General features: G+C 69.1%; 23 protein-coding genes. 8 read left to right on the forward strand and 15 right to left on the reverse strand.

Annotated features, from left to right (window positions below):
- The first annotated feature begins 5 nt into the window (after nt 1-5).
- Nucleotides 6-1,526 (forward strand): alpha-N-arabinofuranosidase, encoded by a 1,521-nt coding sequence (locus ACIQBL_RS33835; RefSeq protein WP_401948605.1) that lies wholly within the window; start codon nt 6-8, stop codon nt 1,524-1,526.
- A 14-nt stretch (nt 1,527-1,540) separates the two neighbouring features.
- On the opposite strand, the gene ACIQBL_RS33840 is transcribed toward ACIQBL_RS33835, so the two are convergent.
- A complete protein-coding gene (locus ACIQBL_RS33840; RefSeq protein WP_401948608.1) occupies nt 1,541-4,516 on the reverse strand; it encodes a beta-galactosidase in 2,976 nt (991 codons plus the stop codon).
- Between the two features lie 118 nt (nt 4,517-4,634).
- Between ACIQBL_RS33840 and ACIQBL_RS33845 the strand changes: the two genes are divergently transcribed.
- A complete protein-coding gene (locus ACIQBL_RS33845; protein ID WP_401948610.1) occupies nt 4,635-5,093 on the forward strand; it encodes an RrF2 family transcriptional regulator in 459 nt (152 codons plus the stop codon).
- A gap of 98 nt (nt 5,094-5,191) precedes the next feature.
- On the forward strand, nt 5,192-5,767 hold the full coding sequence (locus ACIQBL_RS33850) for a TlpA family protein disulfide reductase (RefSeq protein WP_401948613.1): 576 nt from the start codon (nt 5,192-5,194) through the stop codon (nt 5,765-5,767).
- Between the two features lie 192 nt (nt 5,768-5,959).
- Here ACIQBL_RS33850 and ACIQBL_RS33855 read toward each other — a convergent pair whose 3' ends face one another.
- Entirely contained in the window at nt 5,960-6,811 is an 852-nt protein-coding gene (locus ACIQBL_RS33855; protein WP_401948616.1) for an intradiol ring-cleavage dioxygenase, read from the reverse strand.
- 268 nt (nt 6,812-7,079) lie between these two features.
- Between ACIQBL_RS33855 and ACIQBL_RS33860 the strand changes: the two genes are divergently transcribed.
- Nucleotides 7,080-7,736 (forward strand): DUF4360 domain-containing protein, encoded by a 657-nt coding sequence (locus ACIQBL_RS33860; RefSeq protein ID WP_401948619.1) that lies wholly within the window; start codon nt 7,080-7,082, stop codon nt 7,734-7,736.
- Nucleotides 7,737-7,833: 97 nt separating this feature from the next.
- On the opposite strand, the gene ACIQBL_RS33865 is transcribed toward ACIQBL_RS33860, so the two are convergent.
- The 3 genes from ACIQBL_RS33865 to ACIQBL_RS33875 all read right to left on the reverse strand — a co-directional run bounded on the left by ACIQBL_RS33865 (nt 7,834) and on the right by ACIQBL_RS33875 (nt 10,061).
- Entirely contained in the window at nt 7,834-8,613 is a 780-nt protein-coding gene (locus tag ACIQBL_RS33865; protein WP_401948622.1) for an intradiol ring-cleavage dioxygenase, read from the reverse strand.
- A 595-nt stretch (nt 8,614-9,208) separates the two neighbouring features.
- Nucleotides 9,209-9,577: a catalase gene (locus ACIQBL_RS33870; protein ID WP_401948625.1), complete on the reverse strand. Its 369-nt coding sequence runs from the start codon at nt 9,575-9,577 to the stop codon at nt 9,209-9,211.
- Nucleotides 9,578-9,647: 70 nt separating this feature from the next.
- The gene (locus tag ACIQBL_RS33875; protein ID WP_401948627.1) at nt 9,648-10,061 is read right to left on the reverse strand and encodes a hypothetical protein; all 414 of its coding nucleotides are present in this window, start codon (nt 10,059-10,061) and stop codon (nt 9,648-9,650) included.
- Nucleotides 10,062-10,114: 53 nt separating this feature from the next.
- On the opposite strand from ACIQBL_RS33875, the gene ACIQBL_RS33880 reads away from it, so the two are divergent.
- Nucleotides 10,115-10,480 carry a MerR family transcriptional regulator gene (locus ACIQBL_RS33880; RefSeq protein WP_401948630.1) on the forward strand — a complete coding sequence of 122 codons (366 nt, stop codon included), beginning with the start codon at nt 10,115-10,117 and terminating at the stop codon, nt 10,478-10,480.
- Between the two features lie 127 nt (nt 10,481-10,607).
- On the opposite strand, the gene ACIQBL_RS33885 is transcribed toward ACIQBL_RS33880, so the two are convergent.
- Nucleotides 10,608-10,844 (reverse strand): DUF397 domain-containing protein, encoded by a 237-nt coding sequence (locus ACIQBL_RS33885; RefSeq protein ID WP_401948633.1) that lies wholly within the window; start codon nt 10,842-10,844, stop codon nt 10,608-10,610.
- Nucleotides 10,841-11,665 (reverse strand): helix-turn-helix domain-containing protein, encoded by an 825-nt coding sequence (locus ACIQBL_RS33890; protein ID WP_401948636.1) that lies wholly within the window; start codon nt 11,663-11,665, stop codon nt 10,841-10,843. The genes ACIQBL_RS33885 and ACIQBL_RS33890 overlap by 4 nt, the downstream gene beginning before the upstream one ends.
- A gap of 130 nt (nt 11,666-11,795) precedes the next feature.
- On the opposite strand from ACIQBL_RS33890, the gene ACIQBL_RS33895 reads away from it, so the two are divergent.
- From ACIQBL_RS33895 to ACIQBL_RS33905, 3 genes are all read left to right on the forward strand, one after another.
- A complete protein-coding gene (locus ACIQBL_RS33895) occupies nt 11,796-12,254 on the forward strand; it encodes an ATP-binding protein (protein WP_401948639.1) in 459 nt (152 codons plus the stop codon).
- 287 nt (nt 12,255-12,541) lie between these two features.
- Nucleotides 12,542-13,726: a 4-hydroxybenzoate 3-monooxygenase gene (locus tag ACIQBL_RS33900; RefSeq protein WP_401948642.1), complete on the forward strand. Its 1,185-nt coding sequence runs from the start codon at nt 12,542-12,544 to the stop codon at nt 13,724-13,726.
- A 17-nt stretch (nt 13,727-13,743) separates the two neighbouring features.
- The gene (locus ACIQBL_RS33905; protein ID WP_401948645.1) at nt 13,744-15,342 is read left to right on the forward strand and encodes a methyltransferase; all 1,599 of its coding nucleotides are present in this window, start codon (nt 13,744-13,746) and stop codon (nt 15,340-15,342) included.
- Nucleotides 15,343-15,422: 80 nt separating this feature from the next.
- Here ACIQBL_RS33905 and ACIQBL_RS33910 read toward each other — a convergent pair whose 3' ends face one another.
- The 8 genes from ACIQBL_RS33910 to ACIQBL_RS33945 all read right to left on the reverse strand — a co-directional run bounded on the left by ACIQBL_RS33910 (nt 15,423) and on the right by ACIQBL_RS33945 (nt 26,132).
- Nucleotides 15,423-17,144, reverse strand: coding sequence for a pyridoxal phosphate-dependent aminotransferase (locus ACIQBL_RS33910; protein ID WP_401948647.1), 1,722 nt, complete (start codon nt 17,142-17,144; stop codon nt 15,423-15,425).
- Between the two features lie 180 nt (nt 17,145-17,324).
- A complete protein-coding gene (locus ACIQBL_RS33915; RefSeq protein ID WP_401948650.1) occupies nt 17,325-18,479 on the reverse strand; it encodes an aldose epimerase family protein in 1,155 nt (384 codons plus the stop codon).
- Nucleotides 18,480-18,552: 73 nt separating this feature from the next.
- Nucleotides 18,553-19,797: a multiple monosaccharide ABC transporter permease gene (gene mmsB / locus ACIQBL_RS33920; protein ID WP_401948652.1), complete on the reverse strand. Its 1,245-nt coding sequence runs from the start codon at nt 19,795-19,797 to the stop codon at nt 18,553-18,555.
- Nucleotides 19,794-21,344 (reverse strand): multiple monosaccharide ABC transporter ATP-binding protein, encoded by a 1,551-nt coding sequence (gene mmsA / locus ACIQBL_RS33925; protein ID WP_401948655.1) that lies wholly within the window; start codon nt 21,342-21,344, stop codon nt 19,794-19,796. Before mmsA ends, mmsB begins: the two co-directional genes overlap by 4 nt.
- 46 nt (nt 21,345-21,390) lie before the next feature.
- Nucleotides 21,391-22,503, reverse strand: coding sequence for a multiple monosaccharide ABC transporter substrate-binding protein (gene chvE / locus ACIQBL_RS33930; protein ID WP_401948658.1), 1,113 nt, complete (start codon nt 22,501-22,503; stop codon nt 21,391-21,393).
- Nucleotides 22,504-22,877: 374 nt separating this feature from the next.
- Complete coding sequence (locus tag ACIQBL_RS33935; RefSeq protein ID WP_401948661.1) at nt 22,878-23,852, reverse strand: hypothetical protein; 975 nt, start codon at nt 23,850-23,852, stop codon at nt 22,878-22,880.
- Between the two features lie 121 nt (nt 23,853-23,973).
- Nucleotides 23,974-24,978, reverse strand: coding sequence for a zinc-binding dehydrogenase (locus ACIQBL_RS33940; RefSeq protein ID WP_401948664.1), 1,005 nt, complete (start codon nt 24,976-24,978; stop codon nt 23,974-23,976).
- Nucleotides 24,975-26,132 (reverse strand): mandelate racemase/muconate lactonizing enzyme family protein, encoded by a 1,158-nt coding sequence (locus tag ACIQBL_RS33945; protein WP_401948666.1) that lies wholly within the window; start codon nt 26,130-26,132, stop codon nt 24,975-24,977. The genes ACIQBL_RS33940 and ACIQBL_RS33945 overlap by 4 nt, the downstream gene beginning before the upstream one ends.
- Between the last annotated feature and the right edge of the window lie 170 nt (nt 26,133-26,302).

The raw sequence follows: 26,302 nt of genomic DNA on the forward strand, positions 1-26,302 counted from the left end.
ACCCCATGAGTACGCGCACCGCCCGCTTCACCCTCGACCCCGCCTTCACCGTCGGCGAAGTCAACCCCCGCCTCTTCGGCTCCTTCGTGGAACACCTCGGCCGCTGCGTCTACACCGGCATCTTCGAACCGGACCACCCCACGGCAGACGCGGAGGGCCTGCGCCAGGACGTCCTCGACCTCGTCCGCGAACTCGGCGTCACCGCCATCCGCTACCCCGGCGGCAACTTCGTCTCCGGCTACAAGTGGGAGGACTCGGTAGGCCCCGCGGAGAACCGACCCCGCCGCCTCGACCTGGCCTGGCGCTCGACGGAGTCCAACCGCTTCGGCCTCTCCGAGTACATCGCGTTCCTGAAGAAGGTCGGCCCCCAGGCGGAACCGATGATGGCGGTCAACCTCGGCACCCGGGGAGTCGCCGAGGCCCTGGAACTCCAGGAGTACGCCAACCACCCCTCCGGCACGGCCCTCTCCGAGCAGCGTGTCGCCCACGGCGACAAGGAACCCTTCGGCATCAGCCTCTGGTGTCTCGGCAACGAGATGGACGGCCCCTGGCAGACGGGCCACAAGACCGCCGAGGAGTACGGCCGGCTCGCCGCCGAGACGGCCCGTGCGATGCGCCAGATCGACACCGGTGTCGAACTCGTCGCCTGCGGCTCCTCCTCCCAGGCCATGCCGACCTTCGCCGCCTGGGAGGCGACGGTCCTCCAGGAGACGTACGACCTGGTCGACTACATCTCGCTGCACGCCTACTACCAGCCGACCGACGGCGACCTCGACTCCTTCATCGCCTCCGCCGTCGACATGGAGTCCTTCATCGAGAACGTGGTCGCGACCGCCGACCACGTGGGCGCCCGCCTCAAGTCGAAGAAGAAGATCAACCTCTCCTTCGACGAGTGGAACGTCTGGTACACGTCGGACTGGGAGGAGCAGGCGAAGAACGCGGACCCCGCCGACTGGCCGGAGGCCCCGCGCCTCCTGGAGGACAACTACAGCGTCATGGACGCGGTGGTCTTCGGATCGCTCCTGATCGCCCTGCTCCGGCACGCCGACCGTGTCACCGTCGCCTGCCTCGCCCAGCTCGTCAACGTCATCGCGCCGATCATGACCGAGCCGGGCGGCCCGGCCTGGCGGCAGACGACGTTCTTCCCGTTCGCGCAGGCGTCGAAGTACGGCCGGGGCCAGGTGCTCGACGTCCGCGTCGACTCCCCGACGCACGAGACGAAGAAGTACGGCGAGGCCGACCTGCTGCACGCCACGGCGGTGCGCGGCGAGGACGGTTCGGTCACGGTGTTCGCCGTGAACCGGAGCCGTACCGAGTCGCTCCCGCTCCAAGTGGGCCTGAACGGGCTGGACTTGACGTCGGTCGTCGAGCACAGCGCGCTCGCGGACGCCGACCCGGACGCCCGCAACACCCTGGCCGACCCGGAGCGGGTGGCCCCGCACCAGGTCGAGGGCACCGCCCTCCAGGACGGCACCCTGACCGCCGTACTGGAGCCGCTGTCCTGGAACGTGATCAGGCTCGCGTAGATCGCAAGAAGGGGCTAGCGGCCGGGGGAGGCCACCGGGGACACCGGTACTCCTCCGGCCGCGCTGCCCAGCAGGGTCAGCCGTACGTCCTTCGGGCCCGCCGGTGTGGTGCCGTCGGACAGGACGGCCAGCGCGAGTGTGTTGGTGCCACGTGTGCGGAGGATCCCGTTCGGCAGGGCGAAGGTGTGCTGCGGGCCCACATCGTTGATGTACTGGCCCATGTTCCAGCCGTTCAGGAAGATCTGGACGCGGTAGGCGCGTGCCGGGTCGTCGTCGAGGACCAGGCCGATCGAGGCGTCGATGCCGGTGTCCACGGCGAGCTTGAAGGTGGTCCGGTACCAGGCCACGCCCTGCCGCTGGTCGGCGCGGGGGAGGGTCACCGCGTCCCAGCCCGCGTCCGCGTGGTCCGGCAGATGCCAGCCCTCGCGTTCGCCGTACAGGCCGCCGTTGTTCTGCGGCCCGCGCACCGGGTCGGGGGTCGTCTCGCCCTGGAGTCGCCAACTCACCTTCGGGGAGGCGCCCTTGAAGGTCGCCGCGGTCAGGCCGCGGGCCACCTTGTGGGTGTCGAGGGCCTTGCCGTCCTGGTCGTGCTGCATGCGCCGGACGAGGACGGACAGGACGTGCGGACCGGGCGTGCGCAGCTTCTCCGGGACGGAGAGGGTCGGCTTGGCGGTCCAACTGCCCTGCCGCACACTGCTCGTGGTCGGGACCGGCATCCGGTGCGTGCCCAGCGGTTCCCCGTCGAGCCAGGCCATCAGCAGGCCCTGGGTGCCGGTGCTGTAGGCGAGGGTCACCGACTCCAGGGCGTCGGTGGCGGTCGTCGTGAAGCGGCCCCGGTACCAGACGTCGCCGTAGTGGAAGCCGTAGTCGTCCGCGAAGAGCACGGGCTGGCCGGAGGGGACGGGCGTCGTGCTGAACGTCGAAGTCCTGTTCGCCGCCGTCCACTTGGAGTCGTCGAAGGCGACCGCGGCTTCCTGGTTCTCCACCTTCCGGCGCCAGCCGTCGAGCGCGGGCAGCGGTACGGCGGGCACCCCGGGCAGCAGCGCGTCCGGGTTCGAGCGCAGGCTGCCCGCGTTGGTGACGGTCGCGGGCACGGCCTGCCCGTTCCAGGTGACCTCGGTGATGCCGCGCGGGCCCCACACCTCCAGGCCGGTCTCGCCGATGGTGTCGCCGGTGAGGTGGGCGGTCGTGCCGGTGACGGCGGCCTCGCGCAGCAGTGCCGGGCCGTAGACCAGCGCGGTGCCCGAACCGGTCTCGTAGGGCCACAGGCGTACGGAGGTGGCCTCGTCGGCGAAGAGCAGCAGGAGGGGGTTGTCGACGCCGCCGCCCTGGACGAGGACCCGGGTGAGGCCGCCGATGCCGAGCGGGACGTTGACGTGCAGGAGGCCGCTGTTCCACACCCAGGCGGCCTGCGCGTCGAGCCGGGTCACCACCGGCTCCTCCGGGCACTCGACCACGACGTGGGCCATCTCGCCGCGCTTCCCGGCGAACACGGCGAAGTCCTGCCGGCCGGTGGTGAGGGACATCATCGGCGTGACCGTCGAGTACCTCAACGTGCGTCCGTTGAGCGAGAGGTGGGTGACCAGGAGAAGCGCGTCCTGGGCCGGGACGGTGACCTCGATGTCGTCGGTCGCGGTCGGCAGTGTCGAGGTGACGTCCGCCGTGCCGTCGTTGCGCAGGACGTAGACGTGGGAGCCGGTGTCGGCGTTGGTGAGGTGGTAGACCTTCAGGCCGTCGGCCTTGACGTCCGCCGCCTTGTCCAGCTTGGCGAAGTCGGGCACGGTGCGCAGCAGATGCCCGAGCTGGTGCATCGGGACGAGCTTCGCGGTCGGGTTGCGGCCCTCGTCGAAGGCGGCGCCGTAGTCGTACGACGTGTAGACGACCGGCGCGGGCAGCCAGCCCCACGAGGTGCCGCCGAAGGTCATGTAGACGCTGTGCAGGGTGAGTCCGTTGGCGAGGTTGGTGAGGTAGAAGCGCCGCTCGTACGCCGCGTCACGCGTCCGGCGCGACTCCGCGTACCCCTTGCCCTCGAACCAGGACCCGCCCCACGGGTCGAACCAGCCGCCCCCGAACTCGGGCACGAAACCAGGGGTCTTGGGGCTGGCGGTGGCCCCGCCCTTCGCCCCGCCGATCCCGAAGTGCCCCCAGTCCGGCGGCAGTTGGGACGGTGATGGATACCCGTCGAAGCCGTACAGCCAACCGCCCTTGTCGCCGCCGGTGTCGAACGACCCGGGGGTCCAATAGCCGTTGCGGCCCTTGTCGTTGTGGAACAGGGGGACGTCGATGCCGTCGGCGCGCACCTTCTTGTACAGGTGGGACATGTAGGCGGTGCCGGTCGGCTGGGTGGTCTGGGCGTCGTACTCGTTCTCGATCTGGTAGAGCAGCACCGTGCCCGTGCCCCGGGTGAACAGGTGGCGGGAGACGATCGCGTCGACCTGGGTCAGCCACTCGTCGACGTGCGAGAGGTAGGTCGGGTCGGAGGTTCTCGCGGTGCCCCTGGTGGCCGTCAGCCAGCCGGGGAAGCCGCCCGCGTCGATCTCCGCGTTGATGTACGGGCCCGGGCGCAGGATGACGTAGAGGCCCGTCTCGGCGGCCATGCGCAGGAACAGGTCGAGGTCGCGGACGCCCGTGAAGTCGTAGCTGCCCTGGGCGGGGGAGTGGTAGTTCCACGAGACGTAGATGCTGACCGCGTTGTAGCCGAAGGCGCGCATCTTCTGCAGGACGTCGAGCCACAGGGACGGGCTCGGCAGCCGGAAGGGGTGCATCTCGCCCGACCACAGGACCAGGCGTTTTCCGTCGACGATCAGGGAGTAGCGGTCGTAGCCGATCGTGTGCGGCAGCCCGTCCGCGCCCGGCGGGGCGGGGGCCGGGCCGGTCGGCACGATGTGCGCGGCGTACGCGTCACCGCTGCCGCCGCTGCCACCGCCCAGCGCGAATCCGAGCGCGGCCGTGCCCGCGAGGGTGCTGAAGGTACGCCTGCTCAGCTCCACTGGAAGCTCCTCCCGGGTCCGGATCGTCGGCGGCACGTGCGAAGCCATTTTCCGTGGTGATCCCAGGAGGCCGTCGTGCGGGGTCATTCTCTATGCCGGAACGGCCCACAATGGACGCATGAGGATCTCGGCACGGGCGGATTACGCGGTACGGGCGGTATTGGAACTCGCCGTACGGGGTGACGACGGCCCGCTGAAGGCCGAGACCATCGCCACGACGCAGGACATCCCGCACAAATTTCTGGAGGGAATTCTCGGCGACCTCCGGCGCGCCGGGATCGTCGACAGCCGGCGTGGCGGGGGCGGCGGGTACCGGCTGGCACGCGCGGCCGGCGCGATCACCGTCGCGGACGTCATCCGCGCGGTGGACGGCCCGATCGTCTCCGTCCGCGGCGAACGCCCCACCGGTCTCACCTACACCGGCACCGCCGAACCCCTCCTCCCCCTGTGGATCGCCCTGCGCGCCAACGTCCGCAAGATCCTGGAGGGCGTCACCCTCGCGGACATCGCGGCGGACGCGCTGCCGGAGCCGGTTCGGGCGCTGGCGGCGGAACCGGCGGCCTGGGAGAACCCGTAGTCCCGTAGTCCCGTGGTCCCGTGGTCCCGTGGTCCCGTAGTCCCGTAGTCGTGGTCCCGCAGTCCCGTCGTCGTGGCGCGGTGAGGACAATGGCCGTGATGACGACGACGATGACGATGACAACTCGACGCGCGTACGCGGCCGTTGCGGCTGCCTGTGTGGTCCTCGCGGGGTGCTCGTCCCCGGTGGCGAGCGGTGACGCCAGCCCCGGGGATCCGCTCACCAGGACGTTCGAGGACGGCCGGCGTCCCGCCGTCGCGGACCTCGCCGGGACCTCGCTGGACGGCGACCGGATCCGGCTGTCGGACTACCGGGGCAAGGTCGTCCTGATCAACGCCTGGGCCTCCTGGTGCGGTCCCTGCCGGGCGGAGGCGCCCGAGCTGAGGCTGATCCAGGAGACGTGGAGTGGCCGTGGGCTTCAGATTCTGGGCCTCGACAACGACAGCAGCCGTGCCGCCGGTCTCGCGTTCCAGAAGAGCCACCGCCTGGCCTACCCGTCCCTGCACGACCCCTCGGGGAAACAGGCCCTGCGGCTGCCGCGCGGCCTGGTGAACACGCAGGTGATGCCGTACACGATCGTCATCGACACGGAGGGGAGGGCGGCGGCGACGCGGATGGGGGCGGTGACCCGGAACCAGCTCGCGAAGGTCGTCGAGCCGCTGCTGCCGAAGTAGTCCTCGTTCTGTGCGGGATGCGGGATGCGGGATGCGGGATGCGGGCTGCCGCCCCGGCGTACTCGGTCCGCGCCTGGCGCCGGGAGAGGGCGGGGCAGGCGGGGACCGAGTCCGAGTCCGCCGAGGGGCGGCAGCCGGTAGGGGTGTGATCGGCGGTGTCCGATCAGTGCTTCCTGGTCATCTGCCTCCTGGTCAACTCGTGCTGACGCCCACGGTCAGGGTGGCCGTGTAGCCGTCGGACACGGCGGAGCCGAGCGCGGTCAGCGTGAGCAGACCGGACGCGGCGCCTCCGTCGTCGTAGATCGTGTCGTCGGCGAGGGTGGTCTCGGCGGTGGTGTTGTCCGAGTACGGCGAGGTCGCCTGCACCGCCTCGTTGAGGTCGGCGTCGAAGAAGAGCTGGCCGGTGTGGACGACCGTGCCGCCGGTGTAGGTGCCGTCGGCGACGGTCACGTCCGTGTGCACCCGCATATGGACGTGGACGGCGCGGGAGACGTAGTGCCCCGGCCAGATGGAGACGATGCTCGCCTGGCCGCTGGAGTCGGTGAGGACACCGCCGCGCAGGAAGGTGCCGTCGTCGTCCTCGGTGTGGCCGTTCTTGCCGACGTAGCCGGAGTACTCGCCGAGCGCGTCGCAGTGCCACAGCTCGACGAGGGCGTCGGCGAGCGCCGCGCAGTCGTTGTCCTGGTCGACGACCGTGAAGGTGTACTGGACCTCGACGCCCTCCTTCTCCTCTCTGATGTCCTCGCGGATCAGGGCGCCGTCGAGCGAGTACGGACCCTCGGTGACCTCGGCGGTGAGGGTGCAGACGCCGGCGCTCGCGGACGCGTCCGCAGAGACGGTGGACGTCGCCTCCGCCGCCGAAGTCGCCGTGGTGGACGTGGAGTCGGTGGTGTCCGCCGAGGCGAAACCGGCCGCTGCGAGACCGCCCGCCACGGCCACGGTGCCGCCGCCGATCAGGACGCGGCGACGCTGGAGGCCCTTGTCCCGGCGGTGCCGGGCGGGTTGTTGGTCGTGCTGCTCGTGGTGCTCTCGTTTTCCCGTCATGGCAGGGAAGTTAGGGCCGCACCTGAAGGATTCCTTAATGTGCGGCTGTGAAGGCCCTGGGGACGGAACGGTCAACGCCCCCTTATTTCAACAGAGTTCACACACTGTGGAGAGAGTGTGAAAGGCGCGTCTGTGAATGGCTTGAGTTCACCCTGACCACTGCCTGTGCGGCTCCCTACGATGCGAGCGCGCCGTCGGTCTTCACAGGAAATCCATTGTTTCCGCAAAGACTTGGGGCGCAGCCACCCCCCAACCCAAGGAGAAAACCATGCCTGGTGGGCTCCTCCTGAGTGGTGCGGTCGCCGCACTGCTCGCCACCGCGCTGCCGTCCGCGCAGCACTCGTCGTCGCCCGTGTTCGACGACCCGCCCCCGGACAAGATCGTCATCAACGTCGCCACGGTGAACGGCTCGGGCTGCCCGCAGGGCACGACGGCGGTCGCCGTCTCCGAGGACAACACCGCGTTCACGGTGACCTACAGCGCCTATCTCGCCCAGGTCGGCGGCAACTCCGACCCCACGGCGTTCCGCAAGAACTGCCAGCTCAACCTGGTCGTCCACGTCCCGCAGGGCTTCACGTACGCCATCGCGAGCGTGGACTACCGCGGTTTCGCCTCGCTCCAGCGCGGCGCGAGCGGCGCGCAGAAGGCCTCGTACTACTTCCAGGGCTCGTCGAGCACCGCGTCCAAGAACCACCCGTTCAGCGGCCCCTACGACGACGACTGGCAGGCGACCGACAGCACCGACTGGGCCCAACTGGTGTGGGCGCCCTGTGGAGTTCAGCGCAACTTCAACATCAACACGGAGCTGCGGGTCGCCGCCGGTTCCTCGTCGTCCAGTGCGGTCAGCTTCATGACCATGGACTCGACGGACGGCGACATCAGCACGGTGTACCACATGGCGTGGAAGGAGTGCCCGACCTCCTGACCCGAGGTTCCGGGTTCCGTGACGTGACATGAGGGAGGGGTGGCCCGTATCGCACCGCGGGCCACCCCTGTTCTCGTGGGGGGATGTTCGGGTCGCGTCAGCTCTGGCTCACGCCCAGCGTCAGCGTGCCCGTGTAGCCGGAGGAGGTCGAACTGCCCAGCGCGGTCAGGGTCATGAGGCCGGACGCGGCGCCTCCGCCGTCGTAGATCGAGTCCTGGGCGAGGGTCGTGCGGGTGACCGTGTTGGTCGAGTAGGGGGAGATCGCGGCGACGGCGGTGGTGATGGTCTCGCTGATGAACAGCTGACCCGTGTGGAGTTCGCTGCCGCCGGTGAACGAGCCGTCCGAGGTGAGCGTGACGCCGGTGTGCACCTTGACGTGGATGTGCACGCAGCGCCCGCGGTACCAACCGGGGTAGATCGTGGTGATGTTGGCGACGCCGCTGGAGTTGGTGAGGACACCGCCGCGCAGGAAGGTGCCGTCGTCCGCCTCGCTGTGGCCGTTGTTGCCGACGTAGCCGGAGTACTCGCCGAGCGCGTCGCAGTGCCAGATCTCGACGAGCGCGTTGGGGATCACGGTACAGCTGCTGTTCACGACGGTGAGGGCCAGCTTGAGCGGGATGCCGGCCTTGCCTTCGGTGACGTTGGCGCGGACGAGGGCGCCGTCGAGGTAGTAGGGGCCTTCGGTCATCTCCTCCGTGAGGGTGCAGACTGCCGCCGCGGCAGCGGGAGTCGTACCCGCCGAGTCCGCTGTCGTGACGGTCGTGGGGGCTTCGGGCGCGGCGGCGCCGACGGCCAGTACGGCGGCCGTGGTGCCGGTGGCGATCAGTACGGTGCGGCGCCCGATCGGGTTGGTTCCTGCTCCAGAAGTGTCTGTCATGAACACGGCACCTTAGGGGCGGAGTCTGTCCGGAGGCTGTGAGGGCGGCAAAGTGACGAGCCGTCAAGTTCCTTGCGAGACAGGGCGCATGGTTGTTGCCGATACCTGCCTCCGGTCGGCGCGATGGCTCGGGAGAGGATCATGGTCTGGGGCTGGGACGAGGAGATCGACGAGCGGGTCCACGTCGCCCTGTCCGACGGCACCTGGCAGGGCAACGGCCTCGCGGAACGGCCCGGCGACGCCCCCGACCCCCTCGGCGCCGTAGCGGACGCGGCGGCACGCATCCTCGTCCCGAGGGGACGACGGCCGACTGGAAGGGGGAGGAACGCGGGAGCGGTCGCGTGGTGTGGTGGTGCCGGGGCCGTCACGGCGCCGACTGCCACGACCTCGCGCCGGTCGGGGAACCAGCCGGTGTCCTGCCCGGGAAGCAGCGGCGGGAGATACGGCGCAGGGAGCGGAGGCGGGGCGGGGGGAAGGGGCACTCTGCGCCCGGAGGGTGAGGCGCGAAAATGTGACACTCGGCGCTGAAGTGTCACAATTTCGTGGAGAGGGTCTCCTTCGGCGGGCATCGGCAAGGGGCCGCACCGCTCCAAGCTCACGTCAGGGAGCGAGCCGGCCACGCCTGGGAGGGATCGGGGGTCCACCCGACTCGTCGACGAGGACGAAGGCATGCAGGTCGTCGTAGCGGGCGGTGGCGAAACTCGCCGGTGCCCGCCTTGCCCAACGCCTCGACGAGGTCGATGAATCCCTCGGGATCGTGACTCGGGAAGACCCGGAAGGTCGCCGCCACCAGATCCCGGACGCCCTTGTCGGCATCGAGGAACTTCACCGCCATCCCGCGTACGCCACGCACCCGGTCGTCGGCGTCGAACCGCCCCGAGCCGTTCGAGAAGCGGACGACCGCCTCGGACTCGGCGAGGAGCGGGGCGGCGGTCGTCCACTTCGCGAGCTGCCCCCTGGGCACGAAGCGCGCGTCGTAGACGGCCCCACGGGCACGCGGCCGGCGATCGTTCGATGACTGTGCCGGGGCCGCATCATCGCATTCGTGACCGGTTCCCGACCGACACCCAGGGCACCAGCTGGAGGACCGCGAACACCGCCTCCACACCCAGGAACAGCCACAGGAACCGTGGGGCGCCCTGGACGAGGGCGTAGGCCTGCCAGGTCGTGAAGAGGATGCGTGCGGCGCCGTCGAGCAGGCCGTGCAGAGCCAGCGGCCGGACGAGTCGCAGCACGGCCCACACGACCACCACCGAGCCCATCAAGTTCGCGTACAGGGTCTGGACCGGGTCGAGTCCGGGCAGCACGCCCAGCCCCCAGGCCCGGCCCAGCGACGACAGCGCGTCGTGCACCAGCGCGTACGTCCACGGGGTCGCGAAGCCGGCCGTCACGACGAGGTCGTACCAGGCGCTGGCCCGCACGACCCGGAGATAGGAAGCGATCTTCATGCCGCCGACGCTAAACAGTGGAGTGCGGTCCAAGGTCAAGTCATCATGTGGGCATGCGTATCGGGGAGTTGGCGGCACGGGTGGGTCTGAGCAGGGACGCCCTGCGGTTCTACGAGGAGGTGGGCATCCTCACCAGCGAGCGGCGGCCGAATGGCTACCGTGACTACCCGCCCGAGGCGGTGCCCTGGCTCCAGTACGTCCGTACGGCGCAGCGCCTCGGGTTCTCGCTGGCCGAAATCGCGCACCACGGGCAGGAGTTGAGCGAGGCGCCGGACCAGGCGGAGGCGCTGTCGGCCCTGTTCGCCGACAAGATCAGCGTCATAGACACCCGCATGGCCGAACTGGCCGCCCTGCGCGCCGAGTTGACGGACCGGTCCGGTACCGCGTGCCCCCTGCGCCGGGAGCAGGCCGCTCGCTGAATCCCCTGCCCAGCTCCTCCAACAGGTCTGGGGCATCGCCTTCGTCCTGCGGACCGAGCAGACCGGGGGGACCGGACCGTGAACTTCCGTCCGTGCGGCCCGCGTTCACAGCGGGCGACCCTGGGGCTCAGAGGGCGCGGATGAACTCCGTCCAGGCGGTGGGGGAGAGGGCGAACTGGGGGCCCTGCTTGGCCTTGGAGTCGCGGATGTGGATGGTGGAGGGGCAGGTGGCGATCTCGACGCAGTCGCCGGAAGCGCTGCTGCTGTAGCTCGACTTGTGCCAGGAGAGGGCGACTTCCACGCAGTCACCGGAACCGCCGCTGCTGTAGCTGCTCTTGAACCAGGCCAGCTCAGTGGTGCTCATAGGTCTCCTCGCATGCGCTGCAACAGGCTCAAGGAGTCCTGGATGGTGAGAGCCTGCGAACGCATTCTGGCATATCGCATCTGGAGCATGCTCACCACTTTTCGATCAGTGATGAGCAGTCCGCTCTCCTGCCCCTCGCAGTATGCGTACCACCGGTTGTTGGGCTCTTCGAGCAACTGCATAGGGCCGTCCAGCCCTGCATGGCTTTGCCGGATCTGCGGCATGACCTGGACCTCGACGTTCCGCAGCGCGGCGATCTCCAGTACGTGGTCGATGAGCCCCCGCGTCACCTCAACTCCGCCTGTGCGGCGCAGAAACAGTCCCTCTTCCAGGATGAAGCTGAACGCCGTGTTCGGCCGCTCCCACAACAGCCGTTGCCGCTTCTCCCGTTCCACCCACTGCGCCTCGATCTGCGCGTCGTCCATCGGTGGCAGCTGCTCGGTGAACAGAGTCCGCGCGTACGCCTCCGTCTGCAACAGCCCGGGAATCAACCGGCATTCGTACGTGTACAGCGTGATCGCCGACTTTTCCTTCAGCGCCCACTGTCGGAACCAAGACGCCAACCCAGGTCGCCGCTCCAGATGCTCCGCAGACTTCCGTACTGCCCCCGTGTTGCCCAGCACCGGCTCGGACCGGTCCACGAACGCCGCGTCCGGCATCCGCCTCCCCAACTCCACGGATTCCACCGTGTGTTTGGAGTACCCGATCTGCCGCCCGAACTCCTCCCGGCTCAGCCCTGCATGCTCCCGCAATGCCTGCAACATCGCCCCGAACGTTCGCAGGCTGTCCGACGCTTCGGGTTCGCCGCTGCCGTCGACCATGGTCACCCACCTCCCGCGCACATGGTTACGGAACGTAGCGCGTACTGTCCAGTGTGTGACCCCGTACGCTGCCGCAGCGTACGCGGTGCGGACCTGGTGAACCGCCCTCCCGAACCGCCACATTGGGCCCATGACCACCCAACCCCCCGTCACCGTACGTACATTCACCCAGCGCCTCAGCCCAACTCCCCGCGGCGCCCGCCTCGCCCGCCACCTCGCCCTGAACCAGCTCCACGCCTGGGGCATCCCGCACGGCACTGACGCCTCCGACGCCGTCGCCCTGATCGTCGCCGAACTCGCCGCCAACGCCGTGACGCACGGGCGCGTACCGGGACGGGACTTCGAGCTGCGGCTCTCTCTCGTCACCGGGAGTGTCAGGGTCGAGGTCACCGACACCCGCAGTGGGCCGCGTCCCCCGGGACCCGGGGCCGTACGGGAGCCATTGCCGCTGGCGGAGTCCGGGCGCGGGCTCGTGCTCGTCGACGCGGTCGCGGACCGGTGGGAGGTGGTGGACCGGGAGCCGCTGGGGAAGACCGTGCGCGCGGAGGTCGACGTGCCGCGCTGGTTGTCCCTGGTCGCAGGTTGCTGACAAGAACGCTTCAGGTGCGGCGGGGACCCTGATCACCCTGCATGGACACCGACCCCACAGCCCCGCATCCGAGCGCAGCCGCCGCTGGTTCATGAACAAGGCGCTGCTCGCCGGCGGCCCTCCCGGCGGCGACTACGGCGTGGACCTGCTGAAGCTGTACCCGGACAACGACCACTGACATATGCCTAATTAGGCCTTAAGCGCTATTTAGTCATTATGAATTCCTCATCACCGCGATCTTGCTGATATGAAACCCCTTGGCCGAAAAAGCAAGATCAGGGGTGGATGTGGGGAAACGATTCGACTCCGGGGCGCGGACCGGGGTGGTGATCGTCGGGGCGGGCCCGGCGGGGCTGGTCCTGGGGAACCTGCTCCTGGACCACGGCATCGACTGCGTGATCCTGGAACGGCGCGAACGCAAGGCGGTGGAGGGACGGGCCAGAGCAGGCTTCCTCGCCGCCCACTCCGTCCGCGTACTGACCCAACACGGCCTGGCGGAAGGGCTCTTGACTCGCGGCCGGTCCCACCGGACCTGCCTCTTCCGCAGCGAGCGGGGCGAATTCACCCTCGACTACGGCGAGTTGGGGCGCGGCGAGGTCCACACGGTCTACCCCCAGCAGGAGTTGGTACGGGACCTGCTGGCCGAGTACCTCCGGCGCGGCGGCGAGATCCGCTTCGACACCGAGGTCGAGGAGATCTCCGAGGGCCGGGTACGGGTACGCGACGGCGCCGACGTGACCGGGCGCTACGTCGCCGGCTGCGACGGACACCGGGGAGTGGGCCGCGCCGCCCTCGCCGCACTGGGCACCCGGACGGCCCGCCGGGACCACGGGGTGAGCTGGCTGGCGGTCCTGGTCGCCGCCCCGCCCAGCCTCGCGGCCGTCGGATACGCCCTGCACGAACGGGGGTTCGCCGGGCACATGGCCCGCACGGACACCGTCACCCGCTACTACCTCCAGTGCCCGCGGGGAAACGATCCCGCCGACTGGAGCGAGGACCGGATCTGGACCGAGCTGGCGACCCGGCTCAGGACCGCCGAGTTCGGCCCGCTCAAGGACGGTCCCGTGCTGGAGACGGCGGTCGTCGACCTGCGCTCCGACGTACTGGACCGGCCGGGCACCGGACGACTCTGGCTGGCGGGCGACGCCGCCGGGCTCATCAGCCCCTCCGCCGCCAAGGGCGCCAACCTCGCCGTACTCCAGGCGGAACGTCTCGCCGAGGCGTTCGCGCGCGTCCTCAACCACGACGACGACAGCGGTCTCGCCCGCTACGCCGCCGACTGCCTGCCCCGGGTCTGGCGGGCCCACGAGTTCTCCCACTGGATGAGCACGCTGCTGCACGGCCCGTCCGCCGAGGACACCGGCGACGCCGAGGCCCGCTACGGCCGCGCGCTCCAGTACGCCCGCCTCGAAAGCCTGCGCACCTCCCGCACGCACCAGGACTTCTTCGCCGAGAACTACACCGGCATCTGAACCGAGGGACCCCTCACATGAACCTCCCCGTCGTACAGGCGCGCCTCGCCGACGCCGACGCGGCACGCATCCAGCGGGCGGCGGCCTACGTCGAAGCCCACGACACGGACGACGTCCTGGCCGAACTGCTCCCGGACCTCACCCCCGCCGAACGGGCGGACGTCTCCCGCCACTTGGTCTTCGACCACACCGCTGTCCTCGTCTTCCCCGACTCCCTCGACGGCCTCTGCGAGGAACTCCGCCGCCTCGGCCTCGAACCGGGCCCCGTCACCCCGAGCGTGGTCGTCCGCGACCGCCTCACCCGCCGCTACGGCTCCGCCCTCGCCGACATTCCGGTGGGCATCGTCCATGTGGCGGTCGCCGCGCGCAGCGTGGAGATCTTCGCGCTCCCGGTACCCCCCGACTCCGCGCTGGAGGCCGTAGCCGCGGACGAACGCGAGGCCGAACACGAGTCGCACCACGCCTTCGCGGTCACCGCCCCCGGCCCGGTCGTCCCCGCAGGCCTACGAACGCTCCTCAAGGAACGCGGCGGCGCGGTCCCCGACGGCGGCGGCTACAACGGCCACGAGAACGTCACCGTCCTCTACCACCGCACCCGCACCCACCGCCGCTTCGAACTCCGCCTCCCCGGCCGCCACGACCCGCTGCCCGACCCGACGGCCACCCTCCTGAACGTCATGACCGGCGCCTGGGCCACCCAAGCGGTCGCCACGATGGCCGAGTTGCGCATCGCCGACCACCTGGCCGACCACCCCGGCATGCCGGCCGACACCCTGGCCCACCTGACCTCGACCAACCCGGACGCGCTACGACGCCTCCTCCGCTACCTCACCACCCTCGGCCTGCTGACCTCGGCCGGCGACACCTACCACCTCACCGCCGCCGGCCAACCCCTGCGCACAGGAACCGAGTTCTCCCTCCACCCGCTCGCCCAGCTCTACGCCGGCCCGTTCTACGACTCCTTCGCCGGCCTGACCCACTCCGTACGCACCGGCCAGGAAGCCTTCGCCCACCGCTACGGCCAACACCACTTCACGTATTTCGCCGAACACCCCGAACTGGGCCCCCTGTTCCACCGCGCGATGGCGGCCAGCGCCGAGATGTTCACACCGGTCCCCACCCTGGTCGACTTCTCGGCCGCACGCCGCGTGGTCGACGTGGGCGGCGGAAACGGCGCCCTCCTCGCCCGACTCCTAAGGACCCACACCCACTTGGAGGGCGTCCTCCTGGAACGCCCGGAGGCCCTGGAGGCGGCGCGCACGGAGTTGCCCGAACGATGCACCTTCGTCCCCGGCGACTTCACCCAGTCCGTACCGGAGGGCGGCGACGTCTACCTCCTGTCCCGAGTCCTCCACGACTGGGACGACGACCGCTGCCTGACGATCCTCCACAGGTGCGCGGAGGCAATGCGCCCGGGCGCCCAACTCCTGGTCGTAGAGCGCCTGTTGCCCACACCGACGGCAGTCGCCTGGGATGTCCACATGCTGTGCAACGTGGGCGGCCAGGAACGCGACGAGGACCATTACCGGCAACTACTGGAGAAGGCAGGCTTCGAGGTACAGGGCTGCGACGCGCTACCGCTGGGGGCGTCACTGATCAACGCCGTACGAACTTAGGGGCGCGGGGCTGTGACATTGTGCGGCTCCGCCGCGTGGGCGCGACCAGCCCCCACGCACCCGCACCCGGCAACGAACCCCTAGCCCGCCTGCCCCATCCCCGCCGCGTTGGGCCAACTCTGCGCGTTGGGCCACCCGGTGGCGGGTGCCGGCGCGAGGTTCTGCATCCCGTTGGGACTGGTGGCCCCCCGCACCTGCGCGGCAGTGAGCCCGTTGCGCGCGGGGACACCGGTCGGCGTCGGCCCCTGAGGTGCGGGCGCGGGGGCGGGCGTGCCGTACGGCTGCTGAGCCTGGGGCTGCTGCGGCACCTGAGCCATCTGCTGCTGGGGCATCTGCGCGACGGCCTGCATGGGCATCCCCATCCCGTTGGACTGGTTGGCCATCGCGGTCATCGGCATCTGCTGAACCTGCGCGGCGGCCACCATCGGCTGCATCTGCGGCTGGGGCTGCGCGGGCATCGGTACCTGCATCGGCATCTGCGCGGGCACCGGCACCGGCTGGGGCTGCATCTGGGCCACCGCGGGCATCGGCATCTGCATGCCGACCCCCGACGTGCCCATACCGAGGGCCTGCGCCGCGAGGTTCTGCATCCCCGCCCCGTTCGTCGCCCCGACGAGGCGATCCACGGCCGCCGTACCCGAGCTGTAGTTGGTCCCTGTACCCAGCTCGGGCACGGCGGCACCCCTCCTGGTCCCGTAGAGCACCTGTTCCATGCCGGACACCAGGCGACGCACGTCCGTCTGGGGGCGCACCACGAGCCGCAGGAAGCGGCTGGACGAACCGATCTTGTTGCCGCACTCACGGACCAGGATGCGGTGCTCGGTGAGCATCCGGTCCCGGACCACGGTGCCTTCGGCGCCCACGGGGAGGCGCACGAAGAGGAAGTTGCCCTGCGACGGATAGACCGTGAGGCCGGGCAGCGCGGAGAGATGGCTCGCCATGTCGAGTCGGTCGCGGCGCACCTGCTGGAGGCTCTGCGCGTACTCCGCGCCGTGCTCCTTGAGGATGAACACCACGTGTTCCGCGAAGGCGTTGAGGTTCCACTTCGGGAGCATCGAGCGGATGCGGCCGGCGAGGGCCGGGTTGGCGACGAGGTAGCCGAACCGTATGCCGTGCAGGCCGAAGTTCTTGCCGAGGCTGCGCAGCACGACCACGTTGGGGCGGAGCATCGCCTCCTGTACGACGCTCGGTTCGACCTCGGCGTCCGCGAACTCCAGGAAGGACTCGTCGATGATGACGAGGTCGAGGTCGGCCATCGCGTCCATGAACTGGACGAGGGCCTGCTTGTGGATGAAGCCGCCGTCGGGGTTGTTCGGGTTGCAGATGACCGCGACCTTGGTGTTGCGCTTGCGGATGAACTCGGCGTACTGCGTGAGGTCGAGGGCGAAGCCGCTGGACTCCTGGAGCGGGAACATGTCGACCCGCTTGCCGGTCTCCATGGGCTGGTCGGTCCAGCGGCCGAACGTGGGGACGGGGATGGCGAGGGACTCGCGGACCATCAAGTGGTCGATCCAGGTGATCAGTTCGGTGGAACCGTTGCCCATCGCGACGCAGCTCGGCGGGAGTTGGAGCAGGTTGCAGAGCTCGGCCGTGATGGTGTCGGCGCTGCTCGGGTAGTACGTGATGATCTCGCGCAGCCGGGCCGCCATCGCGTCGAACATGGCGGGGGTGGGGAAGTACGGGTTGCACGGGATACAGAAGTCCACCGGGCCGGTGCCGTCGCTCTCACGCGCCAGCGCTGCCATCGACGGGCTGTGCGCCGCCGTACTGCGGAACAGCGAGGTGACGTTGGAGTCGGCCAATGGAACCTCCGTATGAAGGCGGGCCCGGCGGGGACGACCGGGCCCGTCGTCTTGGGTGGCCCGCGCGGGGGAGCACGGGCCGCCCTTAAGTACGGAGACAGGTGTGGCACTGTTCAACGGATGTGAAAATGGTGTGAGTTCGGGAACCCCGGGTCCGAACCGCGCGTCGGCCGTGAGGCGTCAGGAGCTGAACCGGTGGATCGTCGACGTCCGATACGTCTGCCCCGGCCTCAGCACCGTCGACGGGAAATCGGCGTGGTTCGGCGAGTCCGGGAAGTGCTGGGTCTCCAGGCACAGCGCGTCGCCCTGGCGGTAGGTGTGGCCGCCGGTGCCGGTCAGGGTGCCGTCGAGGAAGTTGCCGGTGTAGAACTGCAGCCCCGGCTGGTCGGTGGCGATCTTCAGGGTGCGGCCGGAGTGCGGGTCGTGCAGGGTCGCGGCGTGCTCGGGCTTCGCGGTGATGCCCTTGTCGAGGGCCCAGTTGTGGTCGTAGCCCTTGGCCTGCACCTGCTGGACGTGGCCGGCCCGGATGTCGCGGCCGATCGGCTTGGTCTTGCGGAAGTCGAACGGGGTGCCGGAGACCTTGGCCAGTTCGCCCGTGGGGATCAGCCCCGAGTCGGTGGGCGTGTAGCGGGAGGCGGGGATCGTGAGTTCGTGGTGCTCGATCGTGCCGCTGCCCTCACCGGCGAGGTTCCAGTAGACGTGGCTGGTCAGGTTGAGGACCGTGGCCTTGTCGGTGGTGGCCTCGTAGTCGATGCGCCAGTCGCCGTGCCTGTCGAGCGTGTACGTCACCTTCGCCTTGAGGGTGCCGGGGTAGCCCATCTCGCCGTCGACGCTGGTGTAGTACAGGTGCAGGCCGACGTCGGAGCCGGAGGTGAAGCCCTCCACGTCCCAGATGTGCTTGTCGAAGCCCTGGGTGCCGCCGTGCAGGCTGTTGACCCCGTCGTTGACGGAGAGCTGGTAGCTCTTGCCGTCCAGAGTGAACCGGCCCTTGGCGATACGGTTTCCGTAGCGGCCGATGAGCGCGCCGAAGTACGGGGTCTTCGCCACGTAGTCGGCGATGTTGTCGAAGCCGAGTGACACGTTGGCGTACTTGCCGTGCCGGTCCGGGAGTTCGAGGGACTGGACGACTCCGCCCCACGACAGCACCTTGAGCCGGGTGCCGCCGTTCTCCAGCGACCAGCGGTACACCTTGCTGCCGTCGGCGAGGGTGCCGAAGAGTTCCTTCACGGGCTTTCTGCCTCCCGAGGCCGCCTCCGCGGTACCCGTACCGAGTGTGCTCGCGGCGATACCCGCCGCCGCGGCGCCTGCAATGACCGTGCGTCTGTTCAGTTCCATTGAGCGGCTCCTGCACATGGAAGGGGCCCCGCCGTGCTGTGCGAATGACAGACGTGCGGGGCCCGGGCTGAAGTTACGAACCGGACTTGCGTTTGTTCCAGACGTCGAAGCCGACCGCGGCCAGCAGGGCGAGCCCCTTGATGACCTGTTGCCAGTCGGTGCCGACACTGAGGAGGTTCATGCCGTTGTTCAGCACGCCGAGGACGAGACCGCCGATGATGGCGCCGAGGACGGTGCCGACACCGCCGCTCATGGACGCGCCACCGATGAACGAGGAGGCGATGGCCTCCAGTTCGAAGCCGTCGCCCGCCTTCGGCGAGGCCGCGTTGAGGCGGGAGGTGACCACCAGACCCGCCAGGGCCGCGAGCACGCCCATGTTCAGGAACACCTGGAAGGTGACGCGCTTGTCCTTGACGCCGGACAGCTTCGCGGCCGGCAGATTGCCGCCGATCGCGTAGATGTGGCGGCCGAAGACGGTGTTGCGCATCACGTAGCCGTAACCGGCCACCAGGACACCGAGGATGATCAGGATGATCGGCGCACCGTCGTAGCTGGCGAGCAGCAGGGTGAGCCAGGCGATCGCCGCGACGATCGCGACGAGCTTCAGCAGGAACAGCTTGACGGGCGGCACGTCGAGCGAGAACTCCTGCTGCCGACGCCGGTCGCGCACCTCCTGCCACACCACCGCGGCGATCATCACGAGGCCCAACAGCAGCGTGATGTTGTGGTAGTTGGTGTTCGGGCCGACCGCGGGCAGGAAGCCGTTGCCGATCTTCTGCAGGCCGTTGGGGAAGGGGCCCAGGGTCTGGCCCTGGAGGAGGATCTCCGTGAGGCCGCGGAAGAGCAGCATTCCGGCGAGGGTGACGATGAAGGACGGTATGCCCGCGTAGGCGATCAACAGGCCTTGCACGGAGCCCGCGACGGCGCCCATCAGCAGGCACAGCACCAACGCGACGGGCCACGACACATGGTGATTGACCATCAGGACCGCCGCGAAGGCGCCCACGAAAGCCGTCAGCGAACCGACCGACAGGTCGATGTGCCCGGCGATGATGACCAGCATCATGCCGATCGCGAGGATCAGGATGTAGCTGTTCTGCAGCACCAGGTTGGAGACGTTGCGCGGCAGCAGCAGGTCGCCGCCGGTCCAGATCTCGAAGAGAATCACGATCAGACCGAGGGCGATCAGCATGCCGTACTGGCGCATGTTGCGCCGCAGACCGTCCAGCACCAGCTGCAACAGGCCGCCGCCCGTGCCCGATCCGCCCTTGCCCGGCGGTGCCGCGGCCGGGATCTTGTCGGTGACGTCCGTGCTCATCGGGTTACCTCTTTGTCCTTCGTCATCTGGCGCATCAGCACTTCCTGCGTGGCCTCGGCCCGGGGCACCTCACCGGTCAGGCGGCCCGCCGCCATCGTGTAGATGCGGTCGCACATGCCGAGCAGCTCCGGCAGTTCGGAGGAGATGAAGACCACCGCCTTGCCCTCGGCGGCGAGTTGGTCGATGACCGTGTAGATCTCGTACTTGGCGCCCACGTCGATACCGCGCGTGGGCTCGTCCAGGATCAGCACCTCGGGACCCGCGAAGATCCACTTGCTGAGGACGACCTTCTGCTGGTTGCCGCCGGACAGCTTGCCCACCGGCTCGAAGACGGTCGGCGCCTTGATGTTCATGGACGTGCGGAAGCCCTCGGCGACCTGCCGTTCCTCCTGCTCGTCGACCACACCGCGCCGGGCGACCTTGTTCAGGGCGGTCAGCGAGATGTTCCGGTTGATCGTGTCGATGAGGTTGAGGCCGTAGTGCTTACGGTCCTCCGTGACATAGGCGATGCCGTGCCCGACGGCCTCCGCGACCGACTTGGTGCGGATCTCCTGGCCGTCCTTGAGGACCGTGCCGCCGGCGTAGCGGCCGTAGGAGCGCCCGAAGACGCTCATCGCGAGTTCGGTGCGGCCGGCGCCCATGAGTCCGGCGATGCCGACGATCTCGCCCCTGCGCACATTTATTGACACATCGTCAACTACCTTGCGCTGCTGGTCGATCGGGTGGAACACCGTCCAGTCGCGGATCTCCAGGGCGGGTGCCGCCTCGGGCTCGCCCGCGTACGGGGTGCGCTCGGGGAAGCGGTGGTCGAGGTCGCGGCCGACCATGCCGGAGATGATCCGCTCCTCGGTCGTCTCCGGCGCCTTCACGTCGAGGGTCTCGATGGAGCGGCCGTCGCGCAGGATCGTCACCGAGTCGGCGACCCTGCGGATCTCGTTCAGCTTGTGGGAGATGATGATGCAGGTGATGCCCTGCTTCCTCAACTCCAGGATGAGGTCGAGGAGTTTGCCGCTGTCCTCGTCGTTCAGGGCCGCGGTCGGCTCATCCAGGATGAGCAGTTTCACCTTCTTCGACAGCGCCTTCGCGATCTCCACGAGCTGCTGCTTGCCCACGCCGATGTCGGCCACGCGGGTCTCCGGGTGGTCGCCGAGGCCCACCCGGCGCAGCAGTTCGGTGCCGTGCCGCAGCGTCTCGTTCCAGTTGATGAGCCCGCGCGTGGCGTGCTCGTTGCCGAGGAAGATGTTCTCCGCGATGGAGAGGAACGGCACCAGTGCCAGCTCCTGGTGGATGATGACGATGCCGCGCTGCTCGCTCGCCCGGATGTCGCGGAAGCGGCACTCCTCCCCTTCGAAGAGGATGTCGCCCTCGTAACTGCCGTGCGGATGGACGCCGGAGAGCACCTTCATCAAGGTGGACTTCCCGGCGCCGTTCTCACCGCAGATGGCGTGGACCTCGCCCTGACGGACCGTCAAGGTGACGTCCGACAGCGCTTTGACACCGGGAAAGGTCTTGACGATCGAGCGCATTTCCAGGACGGGTCCCGCCATGGTCGTGCCTACCAATCAGTGTGGGGTCGGGTAACTGGACGCGTACTTACTTGAGTTGGGCGTCCGTGTAGTACCCGCCCTTGACCAGCACGTCCTCGTAGTTGGTCTTGTCGACGCTCACCGGCTGGAGCAGGTAGGCGGGGATGACCTTGGTGCCGTTGTCGTAGGTCTTGGTGTCGTTGGTCTTCGGCGTCTTGCCGTTGAGCACGTCGTCGATCATGGTGTCCGCGACCTTGGCGAGTTCGCGGGTGTCCTTGTAGACGGTCTGTGTCTGCTCACCGGCGATGATCGACTTCACCGAGGCCAGCTCGGCGTCCTGGCCGGTGATCACCGGCAGCGGCTTGCCGGCCGAGCCGTAGCCGTCCGACTTCAGCGCGGACAGGATGCCGATGGAGATGCCGTCGTAGGGCGAGAGCACCGCGTCGACCCGGCCGGTCTTGTAGGAGCCGGTGAGGATGTCCTCCATGCGGTTCTGCGCGGTGGTGCCGTCCCAGCGCAGGGTGGTGACCTTGTTGAGCGCGGTCTGCCCGGACTTGACGACCAGTTCCTTCTTGTCGATGTACGGCTGGAGCACGCTCATCGCGCCGTTGAAGAAGTACTTGGTGTTGTTGTCGTCGTTCGAGCCGGCGAACAGCTCGATGTTGAACGGGCCCTTCTTGCCGCTGTCCAGACCGAGCTGCTTGATGATGTACGAGCCCTGCTCGACGCCGACCTTCGTGTTGTCGAACGAGGCGTAGTAGTCGACGTTCTTGGTGCCGAGGATGAGGCGGTCGTAGGCGATGACCGGGATCTTCGCGGCGGCGGCTTCCTGGAGCACGTTGTTCAGGGACTTGTTGTCGATCGCCGCGATGATCAGGCCCTTGACGTTCTGGGTGATCATGTTCTCGATCTGGGAGACCTGGGTGTCCGGGTTGTCCTCGCCGTAGACCAGCTTGGTCTTGTAGCCCTTGGACTTGAGGTCCTTGACCATGTTGTCGCCGTCGGAGATCCAGCGTGCGGAGGACTTCGTCGGCATCGCGATGCCGATTGTGCCGCCCTTGGCGCTGCTTGCCTTCTCCTTGCTGCCGCCGGATCCGCTCTGTCCGCAAGCGGACAGGGTCAGCGCGAGGGTGGCGGCGCCGGCTATGAGGGGGAGGGCGCGGCTTCTGCGGATGCGCATGTGAACTGGCCTCATTCTTCTCGTCGTTGAGAGGTGCAGCGAGCGTGCGGGGTGGTTCGGGGTGGGGTGCGGTGCGGTGGTGCGGGTTGTTGTTGTGCGGGTTCGTTGGTGTGGGGCTTGCGTGGTGCGGGTTGTGTTGTGTGGTGCGGCCCGGTGGGGGCTGGTCGCGCAGTTCCTCGCGCCCCTTGGAAGCGGGCCTGGGTTTGAGAGGTGCGGGTTGTTTTGTGTGGTCGGGCAGTTCCTCGCGACCTCAGGAACGCGGGCCCGGTTTTTAAGGGCCCCGAACTCCCCGCGTCCTTTGAGCGCCGGTCCGGGTTTTTCAGGGGCGCGGGGAACTGCGCGACCAGCCACAGGCGGCCCGCAGCCCCCAGCGGTCATCCCATGGCACTCTCGGTCGGGAAACGGTGCAGAGACCCCGGCAACCTGGACCCCAGCGGAGCCATGTCCCCGTCCGCCCCGTGCCGCGCGAGCAGGTCGAGGGCCAGCCGGCCCCGACGGACCCGCTCCCGCGCCGTGTCGAGCGTGACGTCCCGCAGGTGGGTGCCCCACGGGTAGATGCCGGGGGCCTTGGAGAGGCCGAACTTCAGGTACAGGGGGGCACCTCGGCGGATCAGCTCCGCGACCTCGTACATCCGGATGTAGCCACCGAGGTCGTCGGGCGCCTCGATGTACATGTCCATGGGGGCAGCGGAAACCCGGCGGATCTCCGTCAGGTGATCCAGCGTCAGATCGCTCGGCACGTTCAACGAGTCCGCGCCGAGCCGCTCGTACACCGCGTACGCGGCCGGGTTGACCGGACCGATCAGCGCCGAGACCTTGAGCGTCGTGTCGGCCGGGATGATCCCGGCCACCCGCGCCCGGTGCAGCGTCCACAGCACGCCCTCGTCGGCGACGAGCAGGCACTTGACGCCCAACTCCGTTGCCCGGACGGCGTCTTCGACGCACCCGGCGACCGCGTCGTGACCCCGGGCGCGCAGCCCGCCGCCACGCGAGTCGGACCGCACCGAGCCGCCGATGTCCCACGTCCCGCGCGGACCGGTGAACAGGCACAGCTCGATGTCGCGCTCACCGGCGGCCTCGACCATCTCGGTGATCTCGGAGTCGGTCAGCATCCACACGCCGCTGCCCTGGCTGATCCGGTGGATCGGCACGTCGAGGCGCGAGGACTCCTTGAGGATGACCGCCAGCGCCTCGGGACCCTCGCACGAGGGGATCTCGGTGCGCCAGCGACCGCCGCCCGGGAAGGTGTGGGACGAGGCGTCGGCGGGGTCGAGGGCGGGCGCGCCCAGGCCGAGCGCGGAGAGCGCCTGCTCCCCGGGCCTGCGGGCTGCCGTGGCGGTGTCGGTCACTAGCTGTCCTTCTCGTTCGGTATTTCGGACGCGGTTCGCGGCTCGGGGTAGAAAAAGACTCTGGTGGTACGCCGGCACGGGGTGGTCAGGACACCCCGTGCCGGCGTACGGCTGGGGTTTCCTACGGCCGCAGCAGCACCTTGCCGACCTCGGGATCGCCGGACCCCACCAGCTCGATGGCCCGTGGGAACTCGGCGAGCGGCAGCTCGTGGGTGACGAGAGAAAGCGGATCGAGCAACCCGGCCCCGAACACCCGCACCGTGTGCGCCCAGGCGTCCGGCGGCGCCCCGAAGACGGTGTGCACCTCCAGCTGCCGTACGACGAGACCGGTCGGGTCGAGACCCTCGGCGCCCGGCGCGGGGATGCCCGTGAGGACCAGGCGTCCGCCGCGCCGGAGCAGGGAGGCGGCGGTGCGCGCGGCGGACGCGGACCCGGCGGTCTCGATCACGACGTCGAAGTCGTCGGGCAACTCCTGGTCCCTGGTGAGGAATCGGCTCGCGCCGAAGTCCATCGACAGCTTCTCGCGGTCGGGCCGGGTGCCCACCACGAGCAACTCGGCGGGGGAGCCCGCCTTCAGGAACTGCACCGCGAACATCCCGAGCGTGCCGGTGCCGACCACCGCGACCCGCTCACCCGGCCGCGCGTTGGCCTTCAGAGCCGCCGCCGCGATGCAGGCGGCGGGCTCAAGAAGCGCCGCGGCCGTCAAGTCGGCCTCGTCCGGGAGGACATGGAGGAGACGGGCGGGGAGGGTGAGGGTGGTGGCCATCGCCCCGGGCTGGGTGAAGCCGGTCTCCTCGTAGCCCGCCGTGCACAACGTTGTCTCGCCCGCGTGGCAGCGGTCGCAGACCTGGCAGTTGCGGAAGCCCTCGCCAACCACCTTGCGGCCGACCAGGGTCGAAGGCGCCCCGGCGCCGACCGCTTCCACCGTGCCGGACCACTCGTGGCCCGGGGTGAGGGGGTAACGGACGTATCCCTCGGGCCTGTTGCCCTGGTACACCTCGCGGTCGCTGCCGCAGATGCCGACCGCGTGGACGCGCACCAGCGCCTCGCCCGCGTCCGGCTGCCGGGGCTCGTGCGCGGTCAGCCGGTGCTCGCCCGGTGCCGCGATGACGACCGCCGCGCTCACTTCGAGCCCTTCGGCTTGCGTTGTTCCCAGCCGTCCGCCCAGAGGTCGAACCGCGCCTGCTGCTGCGGGAATTCGGCCGCCGCGTCGGTGTCCAGCTCGACGCCGAGACCGGGCGCGTCGGAGAGGTGGAAGTAGCCGTCGATCACCTCGGGCGCGCCCTTGACGACCTTCTTGATCTCCGCGTCCGCGAAGTCGTTGAAGTGCTCCAGGATCTTGAAGTTCGGGGAGGAGAAGCCGACTTGGAGCGAGGCGGCGGTCAGGACCGGCCCGCCGACGTTGTGCGGGGCGACGAGGACGTAGTGCGCCTCGGCGGTCGCGGCGAGCTTGCGGGTCTCCCAGATGCCGCCGATGTGACCGACGTCGGGCTGGATGATGTCGACGGCCTGGCTCTCGAACAGCTCGCGGAACTCGATCCGGTCGTGGATGCGCTCACCCGTGGCGATGGGGATGTCCACCTTGGCGGCGACCTTCTCCAGCGCCTTCAGGTTCTCCGGCGGGCAGGGTTCCTCCAGCCACGCCGGCTTGAAGGGTGCGAGTTCGTGCGCCAGCCGTACGGCGGTGGACGGCGAGAACCGGCCGTGCATCTCCAGCATCAGCTCGGCGTCCGGACCGATGGCGTCCCGCACGGCCTCGATGAGGGAGACCGCGTACAGGGTCTGCGCGTGGTCGAGTTCGAAGTGCCCGGTCCCAAACGGGTCGATCTTCAGCGCCTTGTAGCCGCGCTCCACGACTCCCTGGGCGGCCTTGTGATAGGCCTCCGGGGTCCGCTCGGTGGTGTACCAGCCGTTGGCGTACGCCTTCACCTTGTCGGTGACCTTGCCGCCGAGCAGCTGCCACACCGGGACGCCGAGGGCCTTGCCCTTGATGTCCCAGCACGCCATCTCGATCACGGCGATGCCGGACATGACGATTTCACCCGCGCGCCCGTAGTCGCCGTACTTCATCCGGCGTACGAGGTCTTCCACGGCGAACGGGTCGGAACCGAGAATGTGGTTTGCCTCGGCCTCGCGCAGGTAACCGATCAGCGCGTCGGTGTGGCCCAGCATCCGGGTCTCGCCGACACCGGTGACGCCCTCGTCGGTGTGCACTTGGACGTACGTCAGGTTGCGCCATGGCGTCCCGACCACGTGCGTGCTGATTCCCGTGATGCGCACGGCAGATGCCCCCTGTGCTCTTCGGTGCTGTTCGAAATTTCGGCTCGCGTTCGAAATGCTGGGCAGACAGTAAGGACGCCGGGGCTGGGGTGTCAATGGGTCGAACGCGTAACGGTTCGGCAAGGGTTTCGCCCGACGTTTCGGTCAGGCGCGCGGTTCCTTGCACAATT

It is taken from the genome of Streptomyces sp. NPDC088350 (genome assembly GCF_044753545.1).
Taxonomy (GTDB): Bacteria; Actinomycetota; Actinomycetes; order Streptomycetales; family Streptomycetaceae; genus Streptomyces.

What these genes read in the sequence shown, in the direction of transcription:
- ACIQBL_RS33905 (WP_401948645.1), top strand. Translation starts at nt 13,744, where the DNA reads ATGAACCTCCCCGTCGTACAGGCGCGCCTCGCCGACGCCGACGCGGCA.
- mmsA (WP_401948655.1), bottom strand. Translation starts at nt 21,344, where the DNA reads ATGGCGGGACCCGTCCTGGAAATGCGCTCGATCGTCAAGACCTTTCCC.
- ACIQBL_RS33860 (WP_401948619.1), top strand. Translation starts at nt 7,080, where the DNA reads ATGCCTGGTGGGCTCCTCCTGAGTGGTGCGGTCGCCGCACTGCTCGCC.
- ACIQBL_RS33845 (WP_401948610.1), top strand. Translation starts at nt 4,635, where the DNA reads ATGAGGATCTCGGCACGGGCGGATTACGCGGTACGGGCGGTATTGGAA.
- ACIQBL_RS33895 (WP_401948639.1), top strand. Translation starts at nt 11,796, where the DNA reads ATGACCACCCAACCCCCCGTCACCGTACGTACATTCACCCAGCGCCTC.
- ACIQBL_RS33915 (WP_401948650.1), bottom strand. Translation starts at nt 18,479, where the DNA reads ATGGAACTGAACAGACGCACGGTCATTGCAGGCGCCGCGGCGGCGGGT.
- ACIQBL_RS33850 (WP_401948613.1), top strand. Translation starts at nt 5,192, where the DNA reads ATGACGACGACGATGACGATGACAACTCGACGCGCGTACGCGGCCGTT.
- ACIQBL_RS33880 (WP_401948630.1), top strand. Translation starts at nt 10,115, where the DNA reads ATGCGTATCGGGGAGTTGGCGGCACGGGTGGGTCTGAGCAGGGACGCC.
- ACIQBL_RS33885 (WP_401948633.1), bottom strand. Translation starts at nt 10,844, where the DNA reads ATGAGCACCACTGAGCTGGCCTGGTTCAAGAGCAGCTACAGCAGCGGC.
- mmsB (WP_401948652.1), bottom strand. Translation starts at nt 19,797, where the DNA reads ATGAGCACGGACGTCACCGACAAGATCCCGGCCGCGGCACCGCCGGGC.
- ACIQBL_RS33835 (WP_401948605.1), top strand. Translation starts at nt 6, where the DNA reads ATGAGTACGCGCACCGCCCGCTTCACCCTCGACCCCGCCTTCACCGTC.
- ACIQBL_RS33865 (WP_401948622.1), bottom strand. Translation starts at nt 8,613, where the DNA reads ATGACAGACACTTCTGGAGCAGGAACCAACCCGATCGGGCGCCGCACC.
- ACIQBL_RS33890 (WP_401948636.1), bottom strand. Translation starts at nt 11,665, where the DNA reads ATGGTCGACGGCAGCGGCGAACCCGAAGCGTCGGACAGCCTGCGAACG.
- chvE (WP_401948658.1), bottom strand. Translation starts at nt 22,503, where the DNA reads ATGCGCATCCGCAGAAGCCGCGCCCTCCCCCTCATAGCCGGCGCCGCC.
- ACIQBL_RS33855 (WP_401948616.1), bottom strand. Translation starts at nt 6,811, where the DNA reads ATGACGGGAAAACGAGAGCACCACGAGCAGCACGACCAACAACCCGCC.
- ACIQBL_RS33875 (WP_401948627.1), bottom strand. Translation starts at nt 10,061, where the DNA reads ATGAAGATCGCTTCCTATCTCCGGGTCGTGCGGGCCAGCGCCTGGTAC.